The 14,596-nt window shown below is 50.0% G+C and carries 12 protein-coding genes; 11 read left to right on the plus strand and 1 reads right to left on the minus strand.

Going from position 1 to position 14,596, the window contains the following annotated elements:
- Positions 1-81: 81 nt before the first annotated feature.
- From ACTHO6_RS03675 to ACTHO6_RS03700, 6 genes are all read left to right on the plus strand, one after another.
- Positions 82-1,578, plus strand: coding sequence for a peptidoglycan DD-metalloendopeptidase family protein (locus ACTHO6_RS03675; protein ID WP_440239491.1), 1,497 nt, complete (start codon positions 82-84; stop codon positions 1,576-1,578).
- Positions 1,579-1,762: 184 nt separating this feature from the next.
- Positions 1,763-2,473: a response regulator YycF gene (gene yycF / locus ACTHO6_RS03680; RefSeq protein ID WP_440239493.1), complete on the plus strand. Its 711-nt coding sequence runs from the start codon at positions 1,763-1,765 to the stop codon at positions 2,471-2,473.
- Complete coding sequence (walK, locus tag ACTHO6_RS03685) at positions 2,473-4,296, plus strand: cell wall metabolism sensor histidine kinase WalK (RefSeq protein ID WP_440240080.1); 1,824 nt, start codon at positions 2,473-2,475, stop codon at positions 4,294-4,296. The genes yycF and walK overlap by 1 nt, the downstream gene beginning before the upstream one ends.
- Positions 4,293-5,681: a YycH family regulatory protein gene (locus tag ACTHO6_RS03690; RefSeq protein WP_440239495.1), complete on the plus strand. Its 1,389-nt coding sequence runs from the start codon at positions 4,293-4,295 to the stop codon at positions 5,679-5,681. Before walK ends, ACTHO6_RS03690 begins: the two co-directional genes overlap by 4 nt.
- Positions 5,668-6,465 (plus strand): two-component system regulatory protein YycI, encoded by a 798-nt coding sequence (locus tag ACTHO6_RS03695; protein WP_440239497.1) that lies wholly within the window; start codon positions 5,668-5,670, stop codon positions 6,463-6,465. Before ACTHO6_RS03690 ends, ACTHO6_RS03695 begins: the two co-directional genes overlap by 14 nt.
- Before the next feature lie 18 nt (positions 6,466-6,483).
- Positions 6,484-7,272 carry an MBL fold metallo-hydrolase gene (locus tag ACTHO6_RS03700; protein ID WP_440239499.1) on the plus strand — a complete coding sequence of 263 codons (789 nt, stop codon included), beginning with the start codon at positions 6,484-6,486 and terminating at the stop codon, positions 7,270-7,272.
- Here ACTHO6_RS03700 and ACTHO6_RS03705 read toward each other — a convergent pair.
- Positions 7,267-7,503, minus strand: coding sequence for a hypothetical protein (locus ACTHO6_RS03705; protein WP_440239501.1), 237 nt, complete (start codon positions 7,501-7,503; stop codon positions 7,267-7,269). The genes ACTHO6_RS03700 and ACTHO6_RS03705 overlap by 6 nt on opposite strands.
- A gap of 275 nt (positions 7,504-7,778) precedes the next feature.
- On the opposite strand from ACTHO6_RS03705, the gene ACTHO6_RS03710 reads away from it, so the two are divergent.
- The 5 genes from ACTHO6_RS03710 (at position 7,779) to ACTHO6_RS03730 (ending at position 14,427) form a co-directional block, all read left to right on the plus strand.
- Entirely contained in the window at positions 7,779-8,999 is a 1,221-nt protein-coding gene (locus tag ACTHO6_RS03710; RefSeq protein ID WP_440239503.1) for a S1C family serine protease, read from the plus strand.
- Between the two features lie 389 nt (positions 9,000-9,388).
- Positions 9,389-9,622, plus strand: a complete 234-nt coding sequence (locus tag ACTHO6_RS03715; protein ID WP_440239505.1) for a CxxH/CxxC protein — start codon at positions 9,389-9,391, stop codon at positions 9,620-9,622.
- Positions 9,623-9,628: 6 nt separating this feature from the next.
- Positions 9,629-10,108, plus strand: a complete 480-nt coding sequence (rlmH, locus tag ACTHO6_RS03720) for a 23S rRNA (pseudouridine(1915)-N(3))-methyltransferase RlmH (protein ID WP_440239507.1) — start codon at positions 9,629-9,631, stop codon at positions 10,106-10,108.
- Between the two features lie 1,380 nt (positions 10,109-11,488).
- Positions 11,489-13,789 carry a DUF1430 domain-containing protein gene (locus ACTHO6_RS03725; protein ID WP_440239509.1) on the plus strand — a complete coding sequence of 767 codons (2,301 nt, stop codon included), beginning with the start codon at positions 11,489-11,491 and terminating at the stop codon, positions 13,787-13,789.
- Positions 13,786-14,427 carry an ABC transporter ATP-binding protein gene (locus ACTHO6_RS03730; protein WP_440239511.1) on the plus strand — a complete coding sequence of 214 codons (642 nt, stop codon included), beginning with the start codon at positions 13,786-13,788 and terminating at the stop codon, positions 14,425-14,427. The genes ACTHO6_RS03725 and ACTHO6_RS03730 overlap by 4 nt, the downstream gene beginning before the upstream one ends.
- Positions 14,428-14,596 lie beyond the last annotated feature (169 nt).

Genomic DNA, 14,596 nt, shown 5'->3' on the forward strand with positions numbered 1-14,596 from the left:
GTTGTACGACCTAGTCGGTATATTAAAAATTTTCAGGAAATGGAATGAGGTAGCTGTTTCTGTTTTCAGGAGGGACAAGTTATGCAATGGTCTGAGTGGAAGGCCAAGCTGCAGGAACGGTCCGAACGCATCGTTCGGAATTGCAGCGATTTGGCGAAACGTGCAATGAAACATACGAGCTTGTACATCCAGGAACACAAAAAGCAAACGGTTTCGATCGCAGCGGGGTTGTTGGTGACGATTGCCGCTGGAGCTTCGGCGCAATATTACTATACAAGCAATGTCACATCGGTCTATCATGTCATCGTAAACGGCCAGGAAATCGGTGTGGTGAACGATCCGGAGGTCATTCAGAATTGGACAGCAGCAAAGCTGAAAGAGGAAGAAGCCAAAAGAGGCGTCGATCTGACGCTGGCGGATTATATTACGTTCAAGGAAGAGCGCCAGTTCAAGGCTCCTTTTGACAACGAGGCCGCAGTCAAAGCCCTTTCTTCCATGGCAGCCATCAAGGTTCAGGCAGTAAAACTCGTGATTGACGGCAAAGTGGTCGGCTACTTGCCCGATCAGCAATCGGCTGAGCAAGTGCTCGCTGAGGTGAAGCAAAAGTATTCCGGTGTCCCTGTTCTCACGGGCAGGAAAGCGGCAGTAGCAGCGGCGTCCATGTCGGAAATGAGAGCCACCCCGGTAAAAGAAGTGACATTCAAAGAAAAGGTAGAGTTGCAGACGGAGTCCGTAGATGCAGCTCAAATTTTGCCTGCCGAAAAAGTGGAAGAGCTTTTGGTCAAGGGCACCTTCAAGGAACTGAAGCACACGGTCGTAGAGGGCGATTGCATCGGTTGCATTGCCAAAAAGTACGGAATTACCACAAAAGACATTTACGCCAATAACCCGGGCATTACAGAAAACACGCTTTTGCAGTTGGGACAGGAGATCAACGTTACGGCGGTGCGTCCTTTGGTCACTGTACAGGTGAAGGAAGACGTATCGCAGCAGGAAGTCATTGCGTTTCCTACGCAGATCAACAACAACGACAAGCTTCCCAAAGGGGAAACAAAGGTCATTCAGGAAGGCAGAAACGGCAAGAAGCTCGTTCAGTACGAAGTCGTCAAAGAAAATGGACAAGTGATCGAACGCAAGGTTGTGAAACAAGAGGTTCTTGCGCAGCCTGTCGCCAAAATCATCGAGCGCGGGACAAAGGTGATTCCATCGCGTGGGACAGGCCGTTTGAGCTGGCCTGCCGGCGGATATATCAGCAGCGGATTCGGCTCTCGCTGGGGTCGCTTGCATAAAGGAATCGATATTGCCGGATCAGGATCTGTCATGGCGGCAGACAACGGCCGCGTCAAATTCGCGGGCTGGGACGGCGATTACGGAAAAGCGATCGTCATTGACCATGGAAACGGGATGGAAACGCTGTATGGTCACTTGAACACCATTAACGTGAAAGCCGGCGATGTAGTGGAAAAAGGAAAGAAAATTGGCGTAAAAGGTTCGACCGGAAACTCTACCGGTGTCCATCTCCATTTTGAGGTTCATCAAAATGGACGCGTGCAGAACCCGATGCGTTTCTTAAAATAGATCTGTTTTTTTGGAGGAAAAGGGCGACTCTTTTGGAGGAGCCCTTTTTTGCTATGGCGGCATCCCGGCGATACGCGAGAGAGGGAGTGGCTGGCAGGGGCTTCTATGCAGAGAGGACATGGTGTATTGTAGAGGAATAGCGACGTATGAAAGGGAATTCTTATAGAGAAAAGGAGGGAGCGGGATGGCAAAACTCCTCGTGGTAGACGATGAAAAGCCGATTGCGGATATATTGAAGTTCACGTTTGAAAAAGAAGGGTATCAGGTCGTGTGCGCCTACGATGGCGACGAAGCGCTTGCTGTCGTCCAGGATGAACGGCCGGATTTGATTTTGCTCGATGTCATGCTGCCAGGCAGGGATGGAATGGACGTATGCCGGGCTGTCCGTCAAACGCACGATGTGCCGATCATCATGCTGACGGCAAAGGACTCAGAACTGGATAAAGTATTGGGGCTGGAGCTGGGGGCGGATGATTACGTGACCAAGCCGTTCAGTACCCGTGAGCTGGTGGCGCGGGTCAAAGCGCACTTGCGCCGCCATCGTCCAAAAGCGGAGGAAAAAGACAACCAGCATTTGTTGCGTATACACGAGCTGGAAATTGATTTGAACTCGTACACGGTGGAGAAGGCGGGAGAATTGCTTGATCTGACCCATCGCGAGTTTGAGCTGCTGATGTACTTGGCCCGTCATCAGGGACAGGTTTTGACCCGGGAGCATCTGCTCCAGTCCGTGTGGGGCTTTGACTATTTTGGCGATGTACGGACGGTGGATGTAACGATTCGTCGTCTGCGCGAAAAGATCGAGGATGATCCAAGTCAGCCGAAGTACATTATCACACGACGCGGATTAGGCTATACCATGCGCAATCCCGGGGCAGGAGGCACGCCTGGATGATGAGGCGGCTGTTTAAAACGATCCAGTGGAAAATGGTCGTCATCTACATGCTGCTGATCCTGCTCGCCATGCAGTTCATTGGCGCTTATTTTGCCAGGGAAGTAGAAAGCTATTACATCAATAACTTTTCCGAGGCATTGAATGCCCAGGCCAGTCTGTTGGCCAGCCTGCTGGAGAGTGATCTGCGGCCGCGCGACGGGAAGGAGTCGAGTGCGGAGCAAAACCGTCAAGATATTGACAACCTCATTAACAACCTGGTGAAAATAAACGGCGCCAATGTGCAGGTCATCGACCAGACCGGAACAGTCGTCAGCACGACAGAGGACAAGAGCACGATTGGTCAGCGTACGTTGCAGCCGGAGGTCGCGGTAGCGTTGCTCGGCACACGCAGCGAATCCATGCGCATCGATCCGCGTACCGGCGCACGGGTAAAAGTGTTGGTACTGCCCGTCAAAGGGGACCAGATCGTCTATGGCGCGGTCTACATGATGGCTTCCATGGAAGGCACATATACGACGATTCGCAAAATGAACGGCATTTTGGCGACGGGCACCATGTTTGCGCTCGTCATTACGGCGGGCTTGGGCGTCGTGCTTGCGCGAACGATCACCAAGCCGATCAAGGAAATGACCAAACAGGCAAGGCTTGTGGCCGATGGCGATTTCAACAGCAGCGTGCGGGTATACAGCGATGACGAGATCGGGCAACTGGGAATGGCTTTCAATCACATGACGCTGCGGTTGCAGGAGGCGATTTTGCAGCAGGAGGAAGAACGGGAGAAGCTCGCGGGTATTTTGAGCAACATGACGGATGGCGTGATCGCGGCCAATCGCAGCGGTCAGATTATTTTGTTCAACCGCGCAGCGGAAGAGATGCTACAGGTGCGCATGGCAGACGTTTTGCGCAAAAAAAGGACGTTGGCCGATCTGCTCGGCTTGCCTCCCGAGGAAGAGATGTCGTTGTACGCGCAGGAGGAGCCGCTCTTTATTGAGATGCGACTTCCCAATCAGGAAGAAGTCATTTTGCGCGTAACGTTTACACCGTTGCAGCACGACAGCGGGAAAAAGGGCGGGATCATCGCGGTCGTAGCGGATGTAACGGAGCAGCAGCGACTGGAGCAGCAGCGGCGGGAGTTTGTAGCCAACGTCTCGCACGAGCTGCGCACTCCGCTGACGACGATCAAAAGCTACGTGGAAGCCTTGCTGGACGGCGCGGTAGATGAACCGGAGCTGTCCAACCGCTTTTTGAAAGTCACTATGTCCGAGACAGAGCGGATGATCCGGCTGGTCAATGATTTGCTCCAGTTGAGCCGCTTCGACTCCCAGGGAGTGCGTTTGCACTGCAAGGAAGCGGACATCAGTCGGCTTTTGCGCTATGCGGCCGACCGTTTTTCCATGTTCAGCGAGCAGCAGGAGGTACAGCTTATCGTTGATGTGCCAAACAAACTGCCGCCTGTGTACATCGACCTGGATGCGATCAACCAGGTACTGGACAACTTGCTGTCCAATGCGATCAAATATACGTCCCAGGGCGGCACGGTCGTGCTATCCGCCAAAGAAAACCGCCGACAAAAGCGGGTGCAAATCTCGATCAGCGATACAGGGATCGGGATACCGGCTCGTGATTTGAAGCGCATTTTTGAACGGTTCTATCGGGTAGACAAAGCGCGCTCGCGCGGACAAGGCGGCACAGGCTTGGGACTGGCTATCGCCCGCGAGCTGGTTCAGGCTCACGGCGCAGATATCGAGATTACCAGCGAATGGAACGTGGGGACGACGGTGACGTTCTGGGTCCCATTTGCCCAAGGAGGTAGTGCGGGATGAAGCGAATGCTGGAGCCTGCCAAGACCGTCTTGTTGACCCTGCTGGTGGTCGCCAGCTTTGTTTTGACCGCCATGCTGTGGTCGAACCAGCCCAATTTGCAGTTCATCGAGCCTGCACAATATACGGAGTCCAAGCCGGTTAAGGAAAAGACGCTGGAACAGCTGGTAACCCCCGAGTCGATCGTGTTTCATTACGGGGACGAGCGCCATACGCGCGCTGTCGCGACAGATGCGCCGTACAGATTGATCGTCAGCGAGATGTCAAAATGGATTTTCCTCGATTTTTCCCCGTTTGCCTTGTCCAATGACAAGTGGGGAGAAATTGCCCGGGAAAAGTTGGGGCTGGAGGTCCGTTTTCGCCATACGGTACCGTTGTCGATCGTGGGACGACTGGTTACCTTTCGCGATGAATATGACAGCGGCATGAAGGGCATTGACCGACTGTGGCTGTACTACGAAAAAGACGAGGATGCCGTCTACGCGCTGTTTCTCTCCACAGAGGAAGGCCGGATGATGCGTTCGCGCACTTCGATCAGCCCAAAAGATTTGCGGGATTCGTACCTGGCTTCCGGCAGTTCCATGCCGGAGCAAATCATGAAGATCGTCAAGCCGGAGCGGGCCTATTCCGTGGTTGAAGGTCCGGTGCCGATCTGGAGTACGTACTACTTGCCGAAAAACCAGATGCGGATGCAGCAGTTCCGTTACAGCTATGTGCCCGTCACCAACGAGCAGCTGATGGAGGCGTATTTTATCGACCAGTCGCTGGTCAGACAAATCATGGAACGGGACAAAACCGTCATTTTTACGGATGGCAGCAGATCGATCCAGTTGAGGGCGGATCAGCAGGCGATCACCTTCACAGACCCGGCTTATCAGCAGAGGGTGCAGGAGCAGGAGCTGTCTGACGAGGAAAAAGTCCAGAGTGCGGTTACGTTTATCAACAAGCATCTCGGCTGGCTGGACGAATTTCATTTTGAACAAATCAAGAAGAGCTACAATGAAAAAGATCTCATCACCTTCCGGCAGTACGTCGGGGCGTATCCGTTGGTAAGCACAGACGAGCGAATCCAGATTGATACGATCCAGATTACCTCGGAAGCGGGACAGGTTGTGACGATGAGCCGTTCCCTGCTCGATTTGGATAAATATATCGACAACCATGAGCAGACGGTCCTGTCGGGGCCGGAGCTGTTCAAGCTGATCCGGGACAAAAAGCTGGCCGATACGGAGCAAATCACGAATGCCTACCTTGCCTACCAAACGGTCATAGGAGACGGGTACGTGGATCTGATTCCGACCTGGATTGTCGAACTGGCGAATCAGGGGAATCTGTATATTCTCGCGCGAGTGAAGCAGGGAGGAGGAGGGGCGCATGGATTGGAGTAGAACGAAGACCATTCTGATCTGGGCCTTTCTTCTGCTCGATCTGTTTCTGTTCTATCAGGTGTACGTGACGCGCATCAGCCACTGGAATGACAAGGAAGTGGCGCAGGGAGAGAAGTGGAATATGGAGCTGTATCTGAATCAGCAAAATATTGTCCTGGACGCCGAAGTACCGCAAGAAACGCCGGAAATGGCCTATCTGGACGCGGAGTACGTGGGAATTGCTCCGATAAACTTGCATGAGCTGCCCGGTATTGAGGCGACCGTGGAGAAAATGTCGCTTGCGGCAAGGCTGAACCCGCCGATCCAGATTCGCGGCCAGCTGACGCCGAATGAGCTATTGCGTCAGATCGGGCCAAGGCTGATGTATGCCGAGCAGTACGGACCGGATTCGTATCAGTCGAATCCATCGCGGCTTTTGTACTGGCAGGTTCACGAAAAAATGCCGATCTTCGTAGCGCCTCTGGAAGTGTATGTGGACGACGGAGCGATTTTGGGCTATCGGCAAACGTTTTTCCATGTACGCGAACAAAAAGGCGGGCGGCAGGTTATCTCCGGCTATAAGGCACTACTCTCGCTGGTCGAAAAACAAATGATCCAGCCGGGTGAACGGATTGAGAATGTAAGCCTGGGTTATTACGGTTCATACGATGCGGACATTCAGGCGCTGGCTCCGGTATGGCGGGTGGTTCACAATGGCAAGCAGCATTTTGTCAACGCATTTACCGGCGCTCTGGAGCGGGCGATGGTACGCAGCGATGAACAGATAGACAGCCAGGGAAAGTGACGGGAAGAGGGATGTTCGGTGAGATTTAGTGTGTTGGCAAGCGGAAGCACAGGCAATGCCATTTACGTAGCGACAGACCGTGTTTCCGTGTTGGTTGATGTGGGGATTACGGGCAAGCAGGCAGAGGCGGCGCTGCAAGCAATCGGCGTTAATCCTGCCGATTTGACGGCCATCCTCGTCACCCACGAACACGTCGACCATATCAAAGGGATCGGCGTTATGGCGCGGCGCTACCAGTTGCCGATTTACGCCAATGAAAAAACATGGGGAGAGCTGAATGGACAGATCGGCGCGATTAGGGAGGAGCAGAAGCGCCTGTTTGCGGTAGGGGAAAAGCAGGAGCTGGAGGACTTGGGCATCGAGTCGTTCGGCATCTCACACGATGCGGCCGAGCCGATGGGTTTCTGTTTTTACCACGGCAAGAAGAAGCTCAGTATCGCAACGGATCTGGGCTATGTCAGCGACCGGATCAAGGAGACGATTCGCGGTGCGGACGCGTATGTATTCGAGTCCAATCACGATGTCGAGCTGCTGCGGATGTCGCAGTATCCGTGGAGCATCAAACGGCGCATATTAAGCGACGTCGGCCACTTGTCCAACGAAGCAGCGGGCGACGCCCTGACCGAGTGTTTGACAGGCGGAGCCGAGCGCGTGTACCTGGCCCATTTGAGCAAGGAAAACAACATGATCGACCTGGCCCGGTTGACGGTGAAAAATATTTTGGAAGAAAAGGGGCTGACCGTCGGGGATGATGTGCATTTGCGCGATACTTACCCGGACCGCCCGACCAAGCTGGAAGAGCTATAGGAGCGGTTCGATCCGGGTCTGGCGACTGCTGAGCGCATCGGAGAGCTTGACCAGGGTATCAAGCTGAAAGCTGAGCTGGCTGTCGAGCTCTTTCGCCCTGGTTGTCAGCTCGTCATGCGTCAGCAGTCCTTTTGCGACGAGAATGTCGATCAGGGCGTGCAGGACAAGCGTATTCTGGTAATCTGTTTCCTGCAAATCGGCGAGCTTGGCGATCAGCTGTACTTCTTTCATCCTCTATCAACCCTTTCGTTTTGCTGGTGTCGGAAAAGCTTTGCATCTATCATATCCGGGCTCTCGGTGAAATATTCCGAGAGCTTTTTGCTTTTTTCATTCCACAACCTTTCCATATTTCTCACGCGATTTTGCCGAAACCGGGACGTATACTAAAGGTGTCAAAGGAAATACACAGCAGCGAACTCATACATGCAATCGGCTGACACAGGGGTATAGGTGGAAGGCAAACCTGTAACCCTAGTATTAGTAGAGGAAGAAGGAGAGTGTGAATCATGGGGTTTTACGATGATTTGACTCAAGTGGAGCGGAAAAAACGAAGCGGTTCAATCGGTCGCACTGTCTTGACGTCCGTAACGTCAGCGGTGATTGGGGGCATGGTCGTCCTGCTCATGTTGCCGACTCTCTCCAACTCCGGATATATCAATATGGTCGAGCCGGGAACGTCAAACGTCATGAGCAATCCCGCAGCCAACCTGTTCGCTACGCCTGTATCCGTGAAGGTAGAAACCGGTACGGTAAACGCGGTGAAAAAAGTGGAGAACGCGGTTGTCGGCGTCATCAATATCGGCCGTGCGCGAAGCAATTGGTTCAGTAATACGCAAGATATCGAGCAGGGCGAAGGTTCTGGCGTCATTTTCGAGAAAAAGGGCGGCAAAGCCCATATCATCACCAACTACCACGTCATCGACCAGGCGCAGAAGCTGGAAGTCGCCTTGGCGTCAGGGGAAAAAGTGGAAGCGAAGGTTTTGGGGGCTGACCCGTATGCCGATCTCGCCGTTCTGGAAATCGACGGCTCCAAGGTAACGGCTGTTGCCGAGCTGGGCGATTCCTCTACGCTACAAGTAGGCGAGCCGGCAATCGCCATCGGGAACCCTCTCGGCATGAAATTTTCCCGTACGGTGACACAGGGCATAATCAGTTCCCTGGAGCGCTCCATGCCCATGGACTTAAACGAAGACGGCCAGGACGACTGGGAGCTGGACGTGTTGCAAACCGACGCAGCGATCAACCCGGGCAACAGCGGTGGCGCCCTCGTCAACATCCAAGGGCAGGTCATCGGGATCAACACTTTGAAAATTTCCAAAGCCGGCGTGGAAGGTCTGGGCTTTGCCCTGCCGATCAATGACGTGAAAGTCATCGTCAGCGAGCTGATGGAAAAAGGCAAGCTGGAACGCGCTTACCTTGGCGTACAGCCATTCGACCTGACCAACGTGCCGCGTGTGCACTGGAAAGAAACCTTGAACCTGCCGGATGAAGTCAAAGCAGGGGTCGTCGTCCAAGGCGAAGTCGGCAAGTTCTCTCCAGCAGGCGAAGCCGGCCTGAGACAATACGACGTCATCGTCAAAATGGACAACAAGGACATTGCCAACAGTGCGCAGCTGCGCAAATTCCTGACCTTGAACAAAAAGCCGGGTGACACGGTTGTGATTACGTACTACCGGGACGGCTTCAAGAAGACGGCTACCGTCAAGCTGACGAAAACGCCGCAGTGATGGCTGATGCGATAGTTGTGTAAGACCAAGCTTGGCGGCGCTCTGGTGGCTGGGGAAAGACGGAAGGCAGAAGTCTTTCGGAAAGCCTTTGCCAGACCGGAGCGTCTCGCCAGCAACCAACTGACGGCAATTCCGGGACAATTTTGTCCCGTTTGCATATAAGTAGTTCCCCCCCTCTATCTATTTGTAAAATAGATCCCTTCTTTGAAGAGCGTCGAGCTGAGATCGACGCTTTCTTTTTTTTGATGGGGGGCTGGAATGCATGTAGCTGATGGTACAGTTCGGATCGGATCGGTACGGTACATGATGGATTTGTTTTGCTGTCATTCTGGGGTAGAATAAGAATCGACGTGAAAATGCGCGGAAATGAGGTCAGGGAGATGGACAAGATGATGGAAAGCATTCGCATAGAAGGCAAGGAAGTGAAGCTACAGGCGGGATATCCGGTGCGTATTTCCTGCATGGAGCATCTGGAGCAGGAGCTGGACGACTACGTAAACGACTTCGAGACGGCACCGGACACCTATCCGGCCCAGGCAATCGACGACAGCGCAGCCGACAAGCGTTGCCGGGTATGCGGCGAGCCAGGCCAGATTGTGCTCTTGAAAGAGAAAGGAATGTAGACGAACGTGCACATTTCGATTATCACCGTAGGCAAGCTGAAAGAAAAGTATTTGCGTGAGGGCATCGACGAGTACAGCAAGCGCCTGTCTACCTACTGCAAGCTGCAAGTAATCGAGGTCAACGACGAAAAAGCCCCGGAAGAAATGAGCGCGGCCGAAATGGAGCAGGTAAAGCGCAAGGAAGGCGAGCGCATCCTGGCACAGATCAAGCAGGACCAGTATGTGATCGCCCTGGCGATCGAGGGGCAGATGTGGTCGTCGGAGAAGCTGTCTGCGGAGCTGGACAGGCTGGCGCTGCACGGGCGCAGCCAGGTGGCGTTCGTGATCGGCGGATCGCTCGGGTTGGCGGATACGGTGCTGAAGCGGGCGGATGCGCTGTTGTCGTTTTCGAAGATGACGTTTCCGCATCAGTTGGTGAGGCTGGTGCTGTTGGAGCAGGTTTATCGGGCGTTTCGGATTGGGAGGGGGGAGCCTTATCATAAATAGTGGTAAATTAGAAAGAAAGGACAAATGCTTCGTCAACTTAGAGGGAGAATTTACTTAGCAAGTCTAAGGCAATGTTATTGGATTGAACAGAAGAAACCACTAAGCCTCAAAAAGCATCTTTCAAGAGGCCACTGTGCCAGTAAAAAAATTACATGCTCTTTGTATACAATTTAATGGACGATAGGATTTTAAAGAATGATTGGTAGATTTTATCAATATTTTTATTGTTACTGAATCAGGTTAAACTCTATTCTTATTGGTGAACAAGGGAAGAGAGGGAGAACTTGCCCCCTGTTAGACAGGTAGACAATATCTAAATCTATCGGAGCCACTGAGGGTTTCTAGTTTTGAATTTCTACGAACCGTTGTTCAAACTCGCTCCGGAATTCTGTAAAATTTTGTGTAATCTCTCAACTTCTACACTACAATGAGAAGTAGAAAGGTTGGGAGATTTTTATGATGTCAAAAGAGCAGATCAAACAGTGGACCAAAAGAGAAAACATGAACTCATTATCCCCGGGGTGAATCAATGATGACTTCACGATCGTTTCTTGCACTGTCGGTGCTTTGTGGTTTGCTTGCCTCAACAGGCACCATAATTCTTTGGTACGTTTTGCTCTATAACGTACCAAACCATTCCATTTCAGTATTTACCGCTATTTGTCTGCTACTCCCCGCAGTTTTCGGGTTAATTGCTTCATTTCTTTCACAACCGCTTATCATTCTTTCGTTTGTCGTGTCATTACCTTTAAGTCTTTACTTATTGCTAACAGGAGAGATGTTTAAACTGTTTTTTGTCACTTCGATTTTGTATCTAGTATCCGCAGCCCTCAAATGGAAAACATCGAAAGGGGCAGTTAATGGAGATTAAAGCTCCAATACTAGGGCAAAGTTTTAATTCAAAAGTTTTACCAACTTGGGCAACAGGCTGGTGAGCAGCAAATGTTTTTCTAAATATTGGAGCTAAGTTTAAATAAGGCGAAATATGCCACTCTCTATGCTCATCGCTATACTTTAATGGCAGCGTGGGGCACCGTGTTACAAGTATCGGCAACGTATTTGTTAATAAGTGCAAGTGTTTAACTTGAAATAAAAGAAAATCTGTGAAACTCAAAGGATATAGATAAAAGTCTCGTATTTGTTGCTTTGGATTGCCCCCCTTTCTGTAAGACAGGGGGGCAATCCCTTTTTCTGCAAGCAGAATCATATAGACAAAGGAATTTGTACAATTTATAATATTCAATTGTAAAAAATAGTAAAAATACCTGTTAATAGGGGAACATATCTCTTATAGATCTGATCGTCGAAAACTTGACGATATCTTTTGGCAATGATTGAACGTTGCGTTTACAAGAGCCCTGAAAAAAGGGGAGCGGATGCATGAAAAGGACGTTATCAAGTTTGCTTATCATTATTTTCGCTTTGTCTTTTCTGTTGGCATACAATCAGACTTATCGTACGGAGCTTGAGCAAATGGAAAAGGCAGGAGAGGGGGACTCAAAGCCTTTCCAGATACCGAATTATGCCAACTTTGCTTCACCCAGTGAAATGTACCCGATTTTACTTGATGCGGCTATAGAAGCTAAGGTGAATCTGTTTCGAACATCTATTGATTACGGTGTAGATGACGAGGTTCGGATTCACAAGTATGTGCTACTGACAAGCAACACGCGGTTTTTTGATTCGTTTCGATTAAAAAGCGGCAGGTTTCTCACAGTACAAGATACCCAACAGGGGAATGCCTATCTATCTACGGTAGAATCTGAAGACCAGAATCAAAGTGGAATTATAAAAATGTTCGGCAGTCAGCGGCTGATCGAAATCAAGCCACTGCAAATGGCCTACAGTCATCTCCCAGTAGAGGGTCAGTATTTTATAGAGGGATCGGATGAACAATATCATCAGTTTGTAAACCAAGTTATCAATAAGATCGTTGCGAAAAAATTGGTTGAAAATGGAACACAGCTAACCTCTGAAGACTTTAAGGGGGACTTTGATACTTCTGGAAAAATGGAAATCGAGGAAGATTTCTTTACATACATCAGATACTTGGTTTTTATCGTGACGCTATTGATGCTCGTCTACTATGTTTTTAACGAGTCAAAGCAGATCGGCGTCATGAAATTGCATGGCGTGTCTAACTTGTATCTATGGTACGTGGTCATCGGAAGATTGGTGACCGTTATCTATGTACTGGCGGCAGTCGTTTCTGTACTCGCAGCCTTGCTTGTGAAAGATACAACCTCTATTTTCATAGGAAGGGTCATTCTTTCTCAATGGATAAGTTACGTTGTGGCCATTTTGCTCTCACTACTCGCCTATATCTGCATTGCTGGAATCAAGATCATGGATGCCATCAAAAACCGCAAAGCAACAAATGGTATCGTTGCTTTGAACACGCTACTCAAAATCGGTTGCTCTATATTTTTGGCCTTGGTCATCCTTCCGATATGGAATCAGTTTGATGAGTTGCGCATCCAACAAGAAAATGCGAAAAATTGGGAACGAAGCAAGGATTACGGTGTGTTTTATCCCGTCAAAGTCGGAAATGATTTGGAAGATTTAGAGAGAGGTTCGCCGAAAACGACTGCGGCGGAAGTTACAGGCCTCTATCCCCTGCTCAATAAAATGGGAGCTATCTTCATTGATGCAGGTAGCTACCGGGAATCAATGCTTCTTCTGAACAAGAATTTTCGCAATATCCGCTCCATCTCGGTAAATATCAACTATCTCCAGGAGTTTCCTGTCTACGATGCCCAAGGAAATCCTGTGAACATTTCAGAGGATACAAGCGACTTCATTTTGCTTGTTCCTGAAAAACACCGTAACAAGGAACAAGAAATTTTGAATTACTTTACGAAAAACAGGAAGAACCTTGTTGAGGCAGACGAAAATCTGTTTCAGGTAGGAGTTCCAGATCGTGTAAGAAATCAACGGTTGTCTATCATCTGGACGGCAAATAACCAGAAAATATTCAGCTTTAATCCCGAAGTGTTTCGATTGGAAAACAATAGGATTGTCGATCCAATTATTCAGGTCGTTACGGAGAAAAACAGTCTCGTTGCAGACAAGGCCAACATCATGACTGGAGGCGGAGCGCGGGATTCGTTAAAAGTGAAATTGATTAACAGAGATAGCGAACAGACTTTCAGATTGCTCGAATCTGAACTGAAAAGGCTGCAGCTCGATGATAACCTGACAAACCTGATATCAGTCGACCAATACGTGCTACAACAAATATATGAATTGAAAAAGACAAGAACCCAGCTGTTGTTCGTCAGTCTTGGGCTGGCAGCTGGATTGTTAGTGTTGGTCGTACAGAATTTGAGCGTGTTTTTTAGTAAATTTCAGCGAAGATTTATCGTGCGCCGATTATTCGGCACTGGTTTTTTCAGAACATACAAGGAATATATGTGGTGGCTATCGGCAACATGGATTATTCAGCTCGGCGTTTGCTTGTTAGTGAACAGCGGGTTCGCATCCTATCTGTTGCAAAAGGCGGGAAGCGTATTTGTAGTGGCGGCATCCCTCAACCAGGCAATCGGATCGTCTAGTGATCGTGTGCTTGTAATAGGGAGCGGCGTGGTCGCGATTGAATGTATAGCGTCTGTTCTTGCGCTCTTTGCGATCGAGCGTACAAATAAAGGGAAAATCCTAAAAGGAGGTGGGGGAGCAGCATGAACACGGTATGTGAGCTTGTGGATGTCAGTAAATGCTATCAAGATCACCAAGTACTTGATCGCTTCCATTTGAAAGTACATGAAGGAGAGATGGTTGCCATTACCGGGAAAAGCGGCTCAGGTAAGACAACAGTCCTCAACATCATCGGATTGTTGGAAAATCCGAGCAGTGGCACCGTCAAACTTTTCGATAAGAAGAGTCCGCGGATTGGATCGGCTCAGGCAAACAGGCTGCTCAGAACAAGAATGGCTTATTTGTTCCAGAACTACGCATTGATTGATGATGCCACTGTTGACGATAACCTTGAGATTCCACTGCTCTATTCCGGGAAGACAAGAGCGGAGAAGCAGAAAGCAAAAAAAGAAGCATTGGAGAAAGTGGGATTGAATCTTTCGCTCAAGCAAAAAACATACGGTCTTTCGGGCGGAGAGCAGCAGCGGGTGGCAATCGCGAGAATATTGCTAAAGCCGTGCGACCTCATCCTGGCCGATGAACCCACAGGCTCATTGGATGTGGACAACAGAAATGAAATTGTGAAGCTTCTGAAGGAATTGAATCACCAAGGAAAAACCATCATCATGGTCACCCATGATGACTACGTTGCAGGAGAATGCAGCAGAGTAATTACGCTGTCATAAGGCCGAGAGGTAGAGCCTGCCCCCTCCGTTACAAACCAAAGCTTTTATCCGTGCGACCCACCGGAGAAAGCTTTGGTTTTTGTTTTGTACCTATCCCGGACTTCTCGCGCTTTTTTGACTTAACTACAAAAAGTACACAATAACTAAATTTTTCCGCAACTTTAATAGC

The organism is Brevibacillus sp. SAFN-007a (genome assembly GCF_051967035.1).
In the GTDB taxonomy this organism is placed as follows: domain Bacteria; phylum Bacillota; class Bacilli; order Brevibacillales; family Brevibacillaceae; genus Brevibacillus.

Coding starts and splice junctions, on each gene's coding strand:
- ACTHO6_RS03730 (WP_440239511.1), top strand. CDS start 13,786: ATGAACACGGTATGTGAGCTTGTGGATGTCAGTAAATGCTATCAAGAT.
- ACTHO6_RS03715 (WP_440239505.1), top strand. CDS start 9,389: ATGATGGAAAGCATTCGCATAGAAGGCAAGGAAGTGAAGCTACAGGCG.
- ACTHO6_RS03690 (WP_440239495.1), top strand. CDS start 4,293: ATGAAGCGAATGCTGGAGCCTGCCAAGACCGTCTTGTTGACCCTGCTG.
- ACTHO6_RS03675 (WP_440239491.1), top strand. CDS start 82: ATGCAATGGTCTGAGTGGAAGGCCAAGCTGCAGGAACGGTCCGAACGC.
- ACTHO6_RS03710 (WP_440239503.1), top strand. CDS start 7,779: ATGGGGTTTTACGATGATTTGACTCAAGTGGAGCGGAAAAAACGAAGC.
- walK (WP_440240080.1), top strand. CDS start 2,473: ATGAGGCGGCTGTTTAAAACGATCCAGTGGAAAATGGTCGTCATCTAC.
- ACTHO6_RS03705 (WP_440239501.1), bottom strand. CDS start 7,503: ATGAAAGAAGTACAGCTGATCGCCAAGCTCGCCGATTTGCAGGAAACA.
- ACTHO6_RS03725 (WP_440239509.1), top strand. CDS start 11,489: ATGAAAAGGACGTTATCAAGTTTGCTTATCATTATTTTCGCTTTGTCT.
- yycF (WP_440239493.1), top strand. CDS start 1,763: ATGGCAAAACTCCTCGTGGTAGACGATGAAAAGCCGATTGCGGATATA.
- ACTHO6_RS03695 (WP_440239497.1), top strand. CDS start 5,668: ATGGATTGGAGTAGAACGAAGACCATTCTGATCTGGGCCTTTCTTCTG.